Source organism: Spirillospora sp. NPDC048824 (genome assembly GCF_043198455.1).
Lineage (GTDB): Bacteria > Actinomycetota > Actinomycetes > Streptosporangiales > Streptosporangiaceae > Spirillospora.
Genome location: NZ_JBICUS010000001.1, coordinates 432,665 through 446,611 on the forward strand (window position 1 = coordinate 432,665; position 13,947 = coordinate 446,611).

Sequence of the window (13,947 nt, forward strand, 5' to 3'; positions counted from 1 at the left end):
ACCGCAGTCGGAGGTCGCACCGAATCACGACATGTCGGTACTGGTCAAGATTCACCATGCCGGTTTACCCGAACTGCTGTGATGCTTATCACATCAAGGTCCCTCGGGCGGCGGAACGCCCGCAACCCCGCCGCCGGTGCGCCGCGAGCGACGCGCCGAACGGCTAGGCTCAAGTCGGTTTCCCGGCGCATCCAGAGAAGACGGAGTCCATGAGCGATCTTCCGCTGCGTTCGCAGCTGGCCGTCGCGCTCGGTCGTACGGCCGCCAAGATGTCCCGCATGGCGGGCCGCGGGGACGGCTCGGTGATCGGTGGACGGGTCGGCCTCCGCCTCGACCCCGAACTGCTGACCAGACTCGCCAAGGACCGCAAGCTCGTCCTCGTCAGCGCCACCAACGGCAAGACGACGACGACCCGGCTGATCACCTCGGCGATGACGCCGCTGGGAGAGATCGCCACCAACGCGTTCGGCGCGAACATGCCCACCGGCCACGTGTCGGCCCTCGCCTCGGCGCCCACCGCCCGGTACGGCGTCCTCGAATGTGACGAGAAATACGTCCCGATGGTGCTGGCCGAGACGGGCGCGAACGTCGTCGCGCTGATGAACCTCAGCCGCGACCAGATGGACCGTGCCGCCGAGATCTGGCTGCTGGCCGGCAAGTGGCGCCGCGCCCTGGAGGCGTCCCCGCAGAGCCACGTCATCGCCAACTGCGACGACCCGCTCGTCACCTGGGGCGCGTCCAGCGCCAAGAGCGTCACGTGGGTCGCCGCGGGCCAGCACTGGCGCGAGGACTCCTGGTGCTGCCCCGAATGCGGCGGCCCCCTCGACCGCGAGGACACCGACGAGGACAGCGACTGGCGGTGCCGCCAGTGCACCTTCGCCCGCCCCCGTCCCGACTGGACGCTGAAGGGCGACACGGTCACCGCCCCGGACGGCCGGACGTTCTCACTGACGGGCCTGTCCCTGCCCGGCCGCGCGAACCGCTCGAACGCCCTGGTCGCGCTCGCCGTCACCGCCCAGTTCGGCGTCCCGCCCGAGCAGGCGCTCCCGCTGCTGTCGCAGGTCACCTCCGTCGCCGGCCGCTACACCACGGTCGAGCACGAGGGCCGGCAGATCCGGCTGCTGCTGTCGAAGAACCCCGCCGGCTGGCTGGAGGCGTTCGACGTCCTGCAGCCCAAGCCCGGCCCCGTCGCGCTGTCGATCAACGCGCAGGGCCCGGACGGCCGCGACACGTCGTGGCTGTGGGACGTCGACTACCGCATCCTGCAGGGCCGTCCCGTGTGGGTCACCGGCGAACGCCGCATCGACCTCGCCGCCCGCCTGGAGGCCGCCGAGGTGTCCTTCACCGTCGTGGACGACATCGACGAGGCGGTCATGGCCGTCCCGCCCGGACACCTGGACGTGATCTCCAACTACACCGCCTTCCAGAACATCCGAACGAGGTACGGCCGTGTCGTCTGACCGCAAAGCAGAGAACCGGATCAAGATCGTCTGGATCTACCCGGACCTCCTCAGCACCTACGGCGACCAGGGCAACACGATCGTCCTGCAGCGCCGCGCCGCCCTGCGCGGCATCCCGACCGAGACCGTGAACCTCCGCTCGGACGAGCCCGTCCCCGCCGACGGCGACATCTACCTGCTCGGCGGCGGCGAGGACCGTCCGCAGATCCTCGCGGCGCAGCGCCTCGCGGGCGACGGCGGCCTCGCCCGCGCGGTCGAGTCCGGTGCCGTCGTGTTCGGCGTCTGCGCGGGCTACCAGATCCTCGGCCGGGAGTTCGGCGGCGAGGAGGGCCAGCTCCTCCCCGGCCTCGGCCTCCTCGACATCCGCTCCGGGCGCGGCGAGCAGCGTGCCGTCGGCGAGATCGTCGGCGACGTCGCGGGCGAGCTGAACGTCCCCCGCATCACCGGTTTCGAGAACCACCAGGGCGTCACCCGCCTCGGCCCGAACGCCCAGCCGTTCGCGCAGGTCGTGCACGGCGTCGGCAACGGCGACGGCTTCGAGGGCGCCTACAGCGGCCGCGTCCTCGGGACGTACATGCACGGCCCGGCCCTCGTCCGGAACCCGGGCCTCGCCGACCTCCTGCTCCGCTGGGCCACCGGCACGGAACTGCAGCCGCTGGACGACTCCTGGGCGGGCCGCCTCCGCGACGAACGCCTCAAGGCCGTCGCGGGCTGATCCGCCGCAGCCGGCTCGTGGTGGCCGGCTCGTGGTGGCCGGCTCGTGGTGGCCGGCTCGTGGTGGCCGGCTCGTGGTGGCCGGCTCGTGGTGGCCGGCTTGTCGTAGCCGACGCGCAGGACCGGTCGCCGGGGATTCGTCCTCGGCGACAGTTTTCTTTGGGTCTGGCCGTCCGGCCGTGCCGGTGCCACCGTAACGGCCATGATCTGCTGCCGGCCCAGCCGCCGAGACGTCATGCGCTGGAGCGCCATCGTCGCGAGCGCCTCCCTCGTGCCCGCCCTCGACGGGACGTCCGCCCGCGCGGCCGACGACGTCCGGCCGGTGAACCTGGAACTGGTCACCGTCACCGAGACGACGGCCGTCCTCACCTGGTACACCGGCGTTCCCGGCACGGACGACGGCCTGGGCCGCATGAAACCCGCCCCGTCCGACGCCGAGGTGGTCTACGGGACGCACCCGTCCCGCCTGACGTCCACGGCCCACGGCCTCTCGGGCACCCCGTACCACTACGTGGAACTGACCGGCCTGGAACCGGGCCGGACGTACTACTACAAAGCCCTTTCCAGAGGCCGAGCGGCCACTCCCACGTTCCTCGCCTTCGGCCAATCGGCAGGCGCCCCCCACGGCGACGTCTTCGCTTTCACGACCCCGCAGCCGCCCCCGGGCCGCCACCTTTTCTCAGTCGCCCTATGCAACGACCTCCACCTTGGGGAAACGGTCGCCGGACTGGTCGGCCAGCTCCCCTGGATCGAAGGCATCGAGCAACTTCCGGGCCACCCGCCCTACCCCGAAGTCATGGCGAAGGCCCTGATCGCCGACGCCCGAGCCCGAGGCGTGCACTACCTCCTGGCCGCGGGTGACGTGACAAGCGAAGCGGCACCCGCCGACCTGCAGAGCGCCAAGAACATCCTCGACACATTCGGCACCCTGGGGACCGACTATCTGGTGGCCCGGGGCAACCACGACCGAGCCCACTCCGGCGATCCCTACGCCTCCTGCACCCCGGGCGAGCACCAGGGGAACGACTGCTTCAAGGACGCCTTCTCCACGTCCGACGAGACGTACTTCACCCGCGACCTCAACGGCCTCCGCGTCATCGGCCTCGACACCTACGACAAGCCCGGAAACGGCGGCGATGCAGGCGGGCTGTCCGCCTCCCAGCAGGCATGGTTCGAGGCCGAACTCAAGAAGGACCCGGACCGTCCCACCCTCGTCTTCGGCCACCACCCCCTCTTCGTGGAGAACGACCCGCTCGCCATAACCGGAACCCGCTCCCTGGACGCGGGCCAATCCCTGAACATCCTCACGGCCTACAACCGAGCGCCCGGAGTCTTCCTCCACCACGCGGGCCACACCCACCGCAACCAACGCTCGGTATTTCCCTTGGCGCCGCGCGTCGTCCAGCAGGAAATAGGCGCCGTCAAGGAGTACCCGGGCGGCTTCACCCTTCTCCGCGTCCACACCGGCGGCTACGCCCTGAACTTCTACAAGACGCGCAGCGATGAAGCCCGCGCGTGGAGCGAACGCAGCCGCCAGGAACTGGCCGGTCAATGGCCCCAACTCTCCCTGGGCAACCGCCACACAGACCGCAACACCGTCGTCCCCCGAGACCTCTCCGGCCTTTCGCCCCTGAGCTAGCTCCGGACATCAGGCACGCTCACATCGGCGTGCTGCTTGGAGTGCACCCGCCGGGAAAGCGGCCATCATCTGACCCCTTTCGTTCGTAGCGTGGGCGGCCCAGGCAACGTCACAAGCAAGGGGGCACCACGATGACCATCGTCGTCACCACTCCGACCGGACACGTCGGGTCCCGCGTGGTCCGGTTGCTGCTGCAGGCCGGCGTCCGGCCGAGGGTGCTGGTCCGCGACCCGGCACGGCTGGACGAGGCGACCCGCGAGCGCGTCGACGTGCGGCGCGGTGATCTGACCGATGCCGCGTTCGTCCGCGAGGCGACGTCGGGCTCGCGGACGGTGTTCTGGGTCGATCCGACTCCGCACACGGCCGAGGACCCGATCGAGACCTCGGAACGGACGGCCTCCGGCATCGTCGAGGCGGCCCGCGCCGGCGACGTTGCGCGGGTCGTCCTGCTGAGCAGCGTCGGCGCCGAGAAGCGCGGCGGCGTCGGCCACATCGACGCACTGGCCCGGATCGAGGAGCGTCTCGACGCCACCGGCGCCGACACGCTCCACCTGCGCTGCGGCTACTTCTTCACCAACCTGCTGATGGATCTGGACGGCCTGGCCGGCGGTGTGCTGACCACGTCGGCCCGGCCCGACATGCCCATGCCGTGGGTCGATCCGCGCGACATCGGCGACATCGTGGCCGCGCGGCTGCTGAACGACGAGTGGAAAGGCCGTGTGGTGCAGGCCGTTCACGGGCCCGAGGACCTCACCTATGAGCGGATCGCGGAGATCCTCACCGGGGCGCTGGACCGGCCGATCCGGCTCGAAACCGTCAGCGACGACGACGTCCGTACCGCACTCCTGTCGGCCGGTATGCCTTCCAGCGCCGTGGAGGGCATCGTCGGCATGACCGCCGGAACACGCGACCTGACCCCCGAGCAACCGCGCGACCTGCTGACCACGACCCCCACTCCACTCACAGCCTGGGCTTACGCCCACCTGCGCCCGCTCCTCAGAGGCTGACCGGCTCCACGCTCCGCCACCCTGCCCTCACCGGTCAGGTGTTCCCGCAGCGCCGTCTACGGTGGGGCGGATGAAAATGGGGATCGATGAGATCGAGGGGTGGCTGCGCGACCGGCTGCCGGGGTTGGCGGAGGAGCACGGGGTGCCGGGGGTCGCGGTCGCCGTCGACACCGGGGGGCGGGTGGTCGAGGCGGCCGCGGGGGTCCTGAGCACGGCGACACGCGTGGAGGCGACGGTCGACTCGGTGTTCCAGATCGGGTCGGTCACCAAGGTGCTGACGGCGACGCTGGTGATGGGGCTCGTCACGGAGGGGCTGGTGGAGCTCGACGCCCCGGTGGACGGCTACGTTCCCGGGTTCCGGAAGGCGACCGTCCGGCAGCTGCTCTGCCACACGGCCGGGTTCGAGGGGGACGTCTTCACCGACACCGGCAAGGGCGACGACTGCCTGGAGAGGTACGTGGAGCTGCTGGCCGACGTGCCGCAGATCTTCGAGCCCGGGGAGATGTTCTCCTACAACAACGCGGGTTACAGCGTGCTCGGGCGGATCGTCGAGGTCGTGCGGGGCGAGCCGTTCGACCGGTGCATGCGGGACCACCTGTTCACGCCCCTGGGTATGACGCACGCGGCGAGTGATCCGTACGAGGCGATCCTGCATCGCGCGGCGGTGGGGCACCTCAACGGGACGCCCGCTCCGGTCTGGGCGATGGCGCGCTCGAACGCCCCCGCCGGGTCGATGCTCGCCATGACCCCGCGCGACCTGCTGGCCTTCGCCCGCGCGCATCTCGCCGACGAGGGGCTGCGGGCCATGCGGGAGCCGCAGGTCGTCCTGCCCGACATCGGCTGGGGGACGGCCTGGGGCCTGGGCTGGGAGCTCTACGACCTCCCGGGCGGCCCGGTGTTCGGCCACAACGGCAACACCATCGGGCAGTCGGCCGTCCTGCGGGTCGACCCCGGCCGCGACGTGTCCGTGGCGGTCTTCACCAACGGCGGCGACCGCAAGCCGCTGATGAAGGAGATCCTCGGCAGGGTCGTCGAGTCGCCCGCCGAGCCCGTCCCGGACCCCGCGGCGCGTCCGGACGCCCGGCGCTGCGAGGGCGTCTATCTGTCGAGCACGAGCGAGACCACCGTGAGCGGGGACGAACGCGGACGGCTGTGGCTCGATCAGGTCCCCCTGGGCCTCGCGGTCGAGGCCGGCGACGAGCCGTACCGGACGGAGCTGCTCGGCTGGCGCGGCGACTCCCTGCTGCCCGCGGAGCCCGGCCGCGGCCCCGTCGCGTTTCTGGGAGACGACGGCGAGGGTCGTGCGCGCTACCTGCACACCGGCCGTGCCGACGTCCGCGCGGCCGGACGAATCGACGCCTGAACGTTCGAGTTCCCAGCATCACCCTCCTAAGCCAGTGGAGGACGCGTCGGGAACGACCTCTGGACCTGCTGCGGGATGCGGGTCCCGGGAGGTGCCGGGTGGTCCAGGTGCCGTCCGGCCGGCGGGCGGACGGGACGCGGCGGCGCGTGATCTGGACGCGCGGACGGGCGAGGGCGGCCTGCAGTTGCCGGGCCAGGTCGGCGGCCGTCCTGGCTTCGATCAGTCGGTCGGGGAGCAGGGCCCACAAGGATCCGCTGAACTCGCCGTGCCAGATGCACAGGCCGGGGAAGGCGCGGCGCAGTTCGTCGAGTGCCCGGTCGATGTCGAGGTCCCGTTCCAGGGGAGACGCCGGCGACGTGCGGGCGGAGCCGTGCCGGGTGCCGGGGTGGTGGATGTTCACGGCGGCTACCAGGTGGCGGGGTACATGCGGTGCTTGAGGAGCCCGTCGATCTGGTCGGCGGCGTACTTGGTGTCGCCGCACGGCGCGAGGTACCCGTGCCTGCCGCGTCCGGCCCGGTGGTAGGCCCAGGCGCCGCCGATGACGGCTCGGGCGGTGACGGCGACGCGGACGTGGTCGGCCGGGCTGAAGGCGAACACCCACAGCACCGGCGAACGGGTGGGCAGGTCGTCGGCCTGGTAGAGCTTGACGCACTTGTAGCCCTTGGCCTGGACGGCGACGGCGAGCAGGTCCAGGTAGCGGATCGCGGTGGCGCGTCCGTGCCGGGTGCGCCCCCGCAGCAGGCAGCGCCGGGTCCACGCGGTCAGCGGGCGCAGCGAGCCCATGTGATCTTCCCTCCTTCGTTGAGCAGGCGGACGCCCCAGTCGTGGACGAGCCGGGCCATGAGAAGAAGGCCGCGCCCGCCGATGGCGTCGTGGTCCTCGGACCCGACGACGGGCAACCCCGGCCCCTCGTCGTAGACCTCGATGAGGGTGAGGGGCTCGTGCGGGTCGGGCAGGATCCGGACGACGATCTGCCCGAACCCCACGTGCCGGTAGCTGTTGGTGACCAGTTCGGTGACCACGAGACGGCCGATGTAGTCGTCGGCGTGCCCGAGCTCGGCGAACCGCTCGGTCAGGTACCGGCGCGCCCGCGCGGGCGCCCGCTCGGTCGGCTCCAGAACAAGCGCCGGCTTCTCCTGCGCAAGAGCAATGGCTGGCATGGGAGGACCCCTCCGCGTTGGACGGTGGGCGATCTCAGACGGGATCATTCGTGCTGAACCGGAAGATCCATCCGAAATCACTCTCTGTTGTTGAACGACCACTATCCACGCACGTCGCGACATAGAATTGCAGGAGAGCATGAGAACGCACACTTTGTGGTAGCGGCCCCTAGCGCGCTACTAGCACAAACGAGGGAGAGCAGACTTGTCCCCGAGCGATAGCGCCAGGCCGAAGATCGACCCGGAACTTCTGAGCTTCGGAACCCAGGTCAAGCGGTTCCGTGAGGAGAGTGGTCTCAAGCAGGGTGAACTAGCAGAACTGGTCAACGTCGCGCGCTCATACATCAGCCACGTTGAGTGCGGTCGGACGAAGTGCCGCCGGGACTTCGCGGTCCGTCTTGACGGCGTCCTCCACGCCGACAAAAAGATCATCGAGGCGTGGGACGACCTTCTGGAGAAGATCAAGCAGGTCAGGTACCCAACCCACTTCGTAGCCTTCCCCAGGGCCGAGGCGAAGGCTGACCAGCTTCGGGTCTACGAGACTCATCTGGTCTATGGTCTGTTTCAGACCGAGGCGTATGCTCGTGTCCTGTTGGTCGATGATGATGCGGTAGCCACCAGGAAGAGGCGTCAAGAGCTTTTGTCCAGGAAGCCTTGCCCCATGATCAGCGTGGTCATGGAAGAGAGCGTTCTCTATCGAGAGGTCGGCTCGAAGGAGGTCATGCGCGAGCAACTCGAGTTTTTGATTGAACTCTCTGCGCAAGAAGGCATATTCATTCAAATCGCCAAGACCGCCCATTATCGAGACGCGCGGGCGTCATTCCACATCGCCACACTGCCGGACCGGAGTGAAGTCGCCTATGTCATCAAGGCGACCGGAGGTGAAATAAGTCGCGATCCGTCTGAACTGGCACGAATCAGCACGGTGATGCACACGTTGAACGCGAAAGCGCTCAACACGGAAGACTCTAGAGCATTGATTAGAAAGGCAATTGAATGCAAATGGACTTGAGTGAAGCGGCCTGGCGTAAAGCGTCCAAGAGTCATGAAGAAGGAGATGCCTGCATCGAGGTGACTGCCGTCCCTGGTCTCATCGCCGTCCGTGACAGCAAGGATCCTGATGGCCCAAAGATCATCCTGAGTCGCGCCAACTTTCGATACCTCTCTGAGGCCCTCAAGCATCTCTAAGTAGAGACTATCTCTGCATGCACGGTAAACAGATTGACCGGACGCGGACCCGGGTCCGGGCAAAGTTCGTCAATTTGCTGCAGTGGCCTGATGTGCCGACAGCCATTGCCGCGCGGCATTTCCAGCTTCCCGAACGAACTCGTTCAGCCACCCTTCATCTCGTTCTTCGTCATTGACGAGGAGGTAAAGAAGGGTTATCAGGGCAAGGCTTTCCTGTTCAGCGTCTTTTACCTCGACGGGTTCGGTCTCTTCGGGGAGGCTTGGATCGGCGAGGTATCTGCGGATCAGGTTCTCGGCGACACGCGGATTGAAAGCCTGTCCTGGGCCCTGGAGTTGCAGTCGAACGTCCGCGACGTACCTGATGATCTGGTGAATGTTGTAGGTAGGCGAGAACCTACGTGTCACGGCGATGCCGAACGCCGTCTGAATCACCTGGGTGTAGCCGGCCGCCGTCTGCGGCACTACCAGTTCGTTCTGCAACGACAGCCAGGTTTCGGGGCCGTCCACCAGATATGCGCGCAATGCGATCTCATGCTCGTCGCCGATCTCGACGGCCGACCAGTCGATCACTCGAAGTTCTCCTCGGCCATCTCTCGAATCCGGGCCAGGAATTCCTCCAGTTCCGGTTCGGTGAACTCCTCGTCGCCGACAAGGACTTGAAGGAGGAAGATCTTGGCTTTGAAGGAAGTGTTGTTGTCCACATTCCTATTTGCGTCAAGTGGAAGCTTGCCCAGGGCAAGGTTTATGATCATTTCGCCCACATCCGGTGGGACGATATCTGGCGCGTTCTCCGACCTCTTTCGCGCGGCCACGACAAATTCAATTACTTCAGCATCACCGGCTGGCTTTCCGGCGTCCATAAACCGCCGATGGACAGCTTCAAAAAAGGCTGCTGTGACGAGCGCGTCGAAGCTGTCGGTCTCCTGCTTGGAGTCCATCCGGTTCACCAGTTGCTGAAAGTCGGTCATGCGTCCGGTGAGTTGGGCGCGGAGCATCGCAACCTGCCGGTCAGTTATCATCATTTCTCCTCATGAACTTTTCCGCCCTACTCTTGCCAAACCGAAACGCCTGCCCCATCACCATAACGCCTGCCAGGGCGGCGAGTGCGATATCCGCGCCCTGCACTCCATGACTTGGAGCATCCGAGCCCCCGTGGAAGGGGACGTCAGTGGACGTTTCGCCACGGGGTGGGCTTGGCTTCTGTAGTGCATCGCCGAGATCAGAGCTGACATCGTTCACGTTCTTCTGCATGTCGTCAGAGTTATTCCGGAGGGCACGCATGATCCGTTTCGAATGGTCTCGGCTCTCCGGGTCTGGTTCGGCGAGGTCTTGATCTTCGTTTACCGGGGCGAGTTCGCCACGATCGGCTGTCCAAGCTCGGGCGGCGACCGGGTCGAGGTCGGCGCGGGTCGGTAGGTGGGCGAAGGGGTCTCTGGTCTCCTCCGGGGACGGTGGCTCGGCTGGGTCTTCGGCGGCCTCTTGGGCTTCGCGGCCGCGGTCGTGCCCGTCGCCGGGTTCGTCGGTGGTTCGGTCGGGTCGTTCATCGCCGGGGATGCCTTGGGGCTCCACCGGCTCCGGTGCTCCGTGCTCCTGGCCGTCCGCGATCGGGTCGGGTGCCTCGGTGGTCTCGCGTTCAGGCCGGATCGGCGGCTCGACGTCGCGCGTCTCAGTTTCCGGTTCGGCTTCTCGTCCGGCTTCGGGGCCCGTCCGTTCGTCGCCGATGTGTTCGCCGGCCTCGGCTGGTGGTTGCGCATCCGCGACTTCGGACGTCGCAGTTTCGGCGGGTCGCTCGACGTCCTCGGCCCCGTCCATGTCAGGCGGCCGATCCTCGCGCGGCACGGTGCCGTCCTGGCCACCGGGCGGCTTCTCTCCGGCTGCTGCTGTGGGCTCGTCCGTGTTCTGCTCGCGGTCTTCGTCTTCTGCCGGGCCGGTGCCGCCGGGTTGCGTCCCGGCCGCGTCCCGCTGCTCGCCCTCGGGTGCCCCGGTTTCCTCGTCCTCGGTGCTCGGAACGTCATCGCGAGCGATCGTCCGGGAGTCGGCGCGAGGCGTCTCGGACGTTCCGGTGTCGTTGTCCCTCTCCCCGTGCGAACCGGGTGCGGTGGCCGGTGCTTCAGCCCCTTCCGCTCTGTTCTCACCGCGCAGCTGGGTCTGTCTGGCGATGGCGGCCCGTATTGAGTCCGCGCGGGGTGTTCCGACGCGGTTCGGGTCGTTGCTCTGCTCGGCCTGGGGGCTGCGAGTGACAGGCGGTGTCTCGCGCCTGTCGTCCGTTTCGGCCTCGGGCGGTCTTTGCGCGGCGGCGCGGCTTTCCAGTCGGGACGGCTGGCCAGGGGAACCGGGGTTGTCAGGTCGAAGTGTCGGCGGCCGGTCGGACGGCTTGGGCGGGTCGTCTTTCTCCACCTTGGTCTCGGTCCCGGTGGGGTGCTCGGCGCCCACGCTTCAGCCCTTCCGCAGAAACCCAACTACGGGCATTACGCCCATTTGCATGCTTGGCCGGATGTTTCCGGTGACGTGCGGGGCCGACGTCCGGTCACATCGTTCGTCCATGTAAGCGCGAATGCCAGGGAATTGCACCCTTCGTTGATCATGGAGCCTGGATGTCTGTTTCGATAATGTTGCGGGCTCTCCCCAGATTCCATGCCTTCGTCTGTACTACGGCTCCGCCACCGTCAACCGGGCAGGCAGTTCGTTCGGCAACCCCGGACACGCAACCTGCGCATCCAGGGCCGGCCGTGGCACCCTGCCGTCCGGTGCGCCCTCTGCTCGGCCCCCCACGCCGGATCGCACATCGTGATCCTCGCGAACTGGTCATGGCGACGTACATCCACTGCCCGCCCATGGGCATGATGCGCCCGGCCGGCCGTCTGAAAGCCCTCCGCGAACGTCCCGACGTGGCCGTCACCATCGACACCGACACCCAGCCGCCGGAGGTCCTCCTCCTGCGCGACCGGATCTCGATCACCGAGGTGGACGGCATGGTTCCCGAACAGGCCCGGTCGGCATCATCAGCCCCTGGCGAAGCCGGGAACGCGTCGAGCCGGACGGGGCTCAGCCGTCGTAGGGGACGTGCGGTGTCCAGGCGGAAACTGCGCCACTGGACGATGGATTGAGGCGCGTCGCCCTACCGGCGGGTCCACTGACAGCCCAGCTCAGGGCCTATCCGCGCGCCCTCTTACTCCGCTGCCGCAGGACGAAGATCAGCAGCATCACGGCCATCGAGACCGCGAGTCCGGCAAGGAGCGTGACGTACTGGAGTGTGTCGAAGAGCTGTCCCTGGCCTTGCTCCCGGCTGGGTGCCACGGCCACCTCGATGTCGTTGCCGTCGGCCTCGCACAGCACGGTGTACCGGCCAGGTGGCTGCGGGTCCGAGGTCTCATAAGCGGGGTACCACTTCGTCCCCTGAAAGGTGACTCCCTGCGAGGTGTTGCCGTAGGTCAGCCGGACCGGTTCGCCATCCGCGCCGTGCACCGAGCAGCGAACGCTGACGCCCACTTTCCATCCCTTGCCGAAGAGGACCGTCAAGCCCTCCTCGGCCAGTTCGACGTCGGCGCGCTCGCCCGTGCGAAACGCCGCCACGGGCTCGGGGGCGACACTCCCCATCGCGCCGGCTGTGACAGACGCGGCGATGCCGATGATCAGCGGCAGCAACCCGGCCAGGTACCACGGGGCCGATGGCCGCGGTTTGTCCGGCCGACTGGGAATCGTCTGCATGTGATCCCATCGATGGATCGTCGGGGTGGGGGAGGGCAGGGCGACAGTTGCAGCTCGGCGGTCCCCTGCCGTCGGACGACCCGGACGCGGGCCGGGCCGAAGCACCGTACCGCGGTCACCAGGTCGGCTGGAGCGATTTTTCGGGCCGGTATCTCCACCGGGACCGGTTCAAGATCTTGTGCCGGCGCGTCATGGCTGCCTTCCCTTGATCCTGTCTCGCGTCGACTGGCACCGGTGCGAACTTTTCGCCAAGGCCCTACACGATGCGGGTCCGCCTCGTGGGGAGCTGCGGGCCCGTGCCGGCCTCACTGCGTTGCCCGCGTTGTGGGACGCCTGGCGGCCCTTCACCACGCTCGTCACCAGCGTCCCGGACCTCGACCCGCACAACGGCGGCCTTCCGGACGGGTTCGCGTTGGTGGGGCCGGTGTTCGAGCCGCCCCGGGAGCCGCGGTGGACGTCGCCGTGAGCTCCCGGCGACCACCGTCCGCTCGTGGTCGCGAGCTTCTCCACGGGGCAGGCATGGGGCCAGAGCGGCCGCATCCGGCGGACCGGGGACGCCGTCCCGATGGTCTGCCTGCCCAACCTGGCGGCCGACCAGCCCGCGCTGGCCCACCGGGTCGCCGAACTCGGCGCCGGGATCGTCCTCGACGGCGCCCCCGCGACACCGTCCGACATCGCGGGGGCGGTCCGCACCGTGCTCGGCGACACCGCCTACCGCGACAACGCCCGCCGCCTCGCCGAGGTGATCAAGGCCGCCCCCGGGGCGGAGGGAATCGCGTCGCGGCTCACGGGCCTCCTGGCCGCGAGGTGACGCAGCGCGAGAAAGGCGTCGGTCGCGCGTCGAGCCGGACGGGGCTCAGCCGTCGTAGGGGACGTGCGGTGTCCAGGCGGCGGCGGGCCTGCTGACGGCCTGCCACATCGCGTCCGCGATCGGAGCCGGTGAGAACGGCCCCTCCTTGTCCAGCAGGCCGTTGATCTGGACCGCCACGGCGCGGATGCCGTCTGGTGCGAGGGTCGCGTCGAGGCTGGTGACGAGGTTCCGCACGGCCGCCTTCTGGACGCCCAGCGACGCGGCGCCATGCCACGGCGTGTCCGCCGCGGCGGACCCGGTGACCAGCAGGCGGGCGCCGGTCGGCATGAACGGCCGAGCCGCCTGGACGGCGGGGAGCAGGGCACCGGCCCCGAGAGCGACGTCCTCAAGCAGTTCGGGCACGCTGAGGTGCAGCGGATCCTTCTCGCGCCACACGCTCGGGTTGAAATGCAGGACGTCGATCCGGCCGTGGCGTTCGCCGATCCCGCGGATCACGCCGGTGACGTCCTCGGAATCGGTCAGGTCCACGCCCACGCCTTCCGCGCCGTGGCCCTCGTCGAGGAGGGGCGCGGCCAGCGATTCGGCCTGTTCGGCCGTTCGCGCGGCCAGCACCGCGAAATAGCCCTCGACGGCGAAGCGGCGGGCGACACCGAGTCCCAGACCGGGACCGGCGCCAAGGACGACGCAGACGGGCGTGGTCATACCGAGAACCCTCCTCAACCGGCGATCCGGCCCGTGAAACGGTACCCGAGAGAGTCTGGCCGGTGAGGGGCGCAGGGCGGGGACGCCTGGCCGGACTCGTCCGGATCGGCCCCGGCCGCAGGGCTTTAAACGGCGCCGCGCGGAAGGGTTACCTTGGATCGATCAAAAATTTGCCCCAATTTGAACGCTTTCGCC

Annotated in this window: 17 protein-coding genes; 10 read left to right on the plus strand and 7 right to left on the minus strand. The window is 68.5% G+C overall.

The window, feature by feature from the left end; translation table 11 throughout:
• The first annotated feature begins 209 nt into the window (after window positions 1-209).
• From ACGFIS_RS01895 to ACGFIS_RS01915, 5 genes are all read left to right on the plus strand, one after another.
• Window positions 210-1,460 (plus strand): MurT ligase domain-containing protein, encoded by a 1,251-nt coding sequence (locus ACGFIS_RS01895; RefSeq protein WP_392910672.1) that lies wholly within the window; start codon window positions 210-212, stop codon window positions 1,458-1,460.
• On the plus strand, window positions 1,450-2,175 hold the full coding sequence (locus tag ACGFIS_RS01900; protein ID WP_392969029.1) for a type 1 glutamine amidotransferase: 726 nt from the start codon (window positions 1,450-1,452) through the stop codon (window positions 2,173-2,175). Before ACGFIS_RS01895 ends, ACGFIS_RS01900 begins: the two co-directional genes overlap by 11 nt.
• Before the next feature lie 234 nt (window positions 2,176-2,409).
• On the plus strand, window positions 2,410-3,813 hold the full coding sequence (locus ACGFIS_RS01905; protein WP_392969031.1) for a fibronectin type III domain-containing protein: 1,404 nt from the start codon (window positions 2,410-2,412) through the stop codon (window positions 3,811-3,813).
• Window positions 3,814-3,944: 131 nt separating this feature from the next.
• On the plus strand, window positions 3,945-4,820 hold the full coding sequence (locus ACGFIS_RS01910; RefSeq protein WP_392910666.1) for an NAD(P)H-binding protein: 876 nt from the start codon (window positions 3,945-3,947) through the stop codon (window positions 4,818-4,820).
• Window positions 4,821-4,890: 70 nt separating this feature from the next.
• Window positions 4,891-6,183, plus strand: coding sequence for a serine hydrolase domain-containing protein (locus ACGFIS_RS01915; RefSeq protein WP_392910664.1), 1,293 nt, complete (start codon window positions 4,891-4,893; stop codon window positions 6,181-6,183).
• 405 nt (window positions 6,184-6,588) lie between these two features.
• Here the strand turns inward: ACGFIS_RS01915 and ACGFIS_RS01920 are convergent, their stop codons facing one another.
• Both ACGFIS_RS01920 and ACGFIS_RS01925 read right to left on the minus strand, forming a co-directional pair.
• Window positions 6,589-6,966 (minus strand): hypothetical protein, encoded by a 378-nt coding sequence (locus ACGFIS_RS01920; RefSeq protein ID WP_392910662.1) that lies wholly within the window; start codon window positions 6,964-6,966, stop codon window positions 6,589-6,591.
• The gene (locus ACGFIS_RS01925; protein ID WP_392969033.1) at window positions 6,945-7,343 is read right to left on the minus strand and encodes an ATP-binding protein; all 399 of its coding nucleotides are present in this window, start codon (window positions 7,341-7,343) and stop codon (window positions 6,945-6,947) included. The genes ACGFIS_RS01920 and ACGFIS_RS01925 overlap by 22 nt, the downstream gene beginning before the upstream one ends.
• Window positions 7,344-7,548: 205 nt before the next feature.
• Between ACGFIS_RS01925 and ACGFIS_RS01930 the strand changes: the two genes are divergently transcribed.
• Both ACGFIS_RS01930 and ACGFIS_RS01935 read left to right on the plus strand, forming a co-directional pair.
• Window positions 7,549-8,355: a helix-turn-helix transcriptional regulator gene (locus ACGFIS_RS01930; protein WP_392969036.1), complete on the plus strand. Its 807-nt coding sequence runs from the start codon at window positions 7,549-7,551 to the stop codon at window positions 8,353-8,355.
• Complete coding sequence (locus tag ACGFIS_RS01935; RefSeq protein ID WP_392969039.1) at window positions 8,346-8,531, plus strand: DUF397 domain-containing protein; 186 nt, start codon at window positions 8,346-8,348, stop codon at window positions 8,529-8,531. The genes ACGFIS_RS01930 and ACGFIS_RS01935 overlap by 10 nt, the downstream gene beginning before the upstream one ends.
• 69 nt (window positions 8,532-8,600) lie before the next feature.
• Here the strand turns inward: ACGFIS_RS01935 and ACGFIS_RS01940 are convergent, their stop codons facing one another.
• The 3 genes from ACGFIS_RS01940 to ACGFIS_RS01950 are packed head-to-tail and all read right to left on the minus strand — an operon-like array spanning window position 8,601 to window position 10,964.
• Window positions 8,601-9,101, minus strand: a complete 501-nt coding sequence (locus ACGFIS_RS01940; RefSeq protein ID WP_392969042.1) for a hypothetical protein — start codon at window positions 9,099-9,101, stop codon at window positions 8,601-8,603.
• A complete protein-coding gene (locus ACGFIS_RS01945; RefSeq protein ID WP_392969045.1) occupies window positions 9,098-9,553 on the minus strand; it encodes a hypothetical protein in 456 nt (151 codons plus the stop codon). Before ACGFIS_RS01945 ends, ACGFIS_RS01940 begins: the two co-directional genes overlap by 4 nt.
• The gene (locus ACGFIS_RS01950; RefSeq protein WP_392969048.1) at window positions 9,540-10,964 is read right to left on the minus strand and encodes a hypothetical protein; all 1,425 of its coding nucleotides are present in this window, start codon (window positions 10,962-10,964) and stop codon (window positions 9,540-9,542) included. Before ACGFIS_RS01950 ends, ACGFIS_RS01945 begins: the two co-directional genes overlap by 14 nt.
• Window positions 10,965-11,338: 374 nt before the next feature.
• On the opposite strand from ACGFIS_RS01950, the gene ACGFIS_RS01955 reads away from it, so the two are divergent.
• Window positions 11,339-11,638, plus strand: coding sequence for a hypothetical protein (locus ACGFIS_RS01955; protein ID WP_392969051.1), 300 nt, complete (start codon window positions 11,339-11,341; stop codon window positions 11,636-11,638).
• Between the two features lie 46 nt (window positions 11,639-11,684).
• On the opposite strand, the gene ACGFIS_RS01960 is transcribed toward ACGFIS_RS01955, so the two are convergent.
• The gene (locus tag ACGFIS_RS01960) at window positions 11,685-12,176 is read right to left on the minus strand and encodes a hypothetical protein (protein WP_392969054.1); all 492 of its coding nucleotides are present in this window, start codon (window positions 12,174-12,176) and stop codon (window positions 11,685-11,687) included.
• Between the two features lie 376 nt (window positions 12,177-12,552).
• Here ACGFIS_RS01960 and ACGFIS_RS01965 point away from each other — a divergent pair, with 376 nt between their 5' ends.
• Together ACGFIS_RS01965 and ACGFIS_RS01970 are read left to right on the plus strand one after the other, a co-directional pair.
• A complete protein-coding gene (locus ACGFIS_RS01965) occupies window positions 12,553-12,705 on the plus strand; it encodes a hypothetical protein (protein ID WP_392969057.1) in 153 nt (50 codons plus the stop codon).
• Window positions 12,706-12,729: 24 nt separating this feature from the next.
• The gene (locus ACGFIS_RS01970; protein ID WP_392910640.1) at window positions 12,730-13,050 is read left to right on the plus strand and encodes a glycosyltransferase; all 321 of its coding nucleotides are present in this window, start codon (window positions 12,730-12,732) and stop codon (window positions 13,048-13,050) included.
• Window positions 13,051-13,095: 45 nt separating this feature from the next.
• On the opposite strand, the gene ACGFIS_RS01975 is transcribed toward ACGFIS_RS01970, so the two are convergent.
• Window positions 13,096-13,752: an SDR family oxidoreductase gene (locus tag ACGFIS_RS01975; protein ID WP_392910637.1), complete on the minus strand. Its 657-nt coding sequence runs from the start codon at window positions 13,750-13,752 to the stop codon at window positions 13,096-13,098.
• Window positions 13,753-13,947 lie beyond the last annotated feature (195 nt).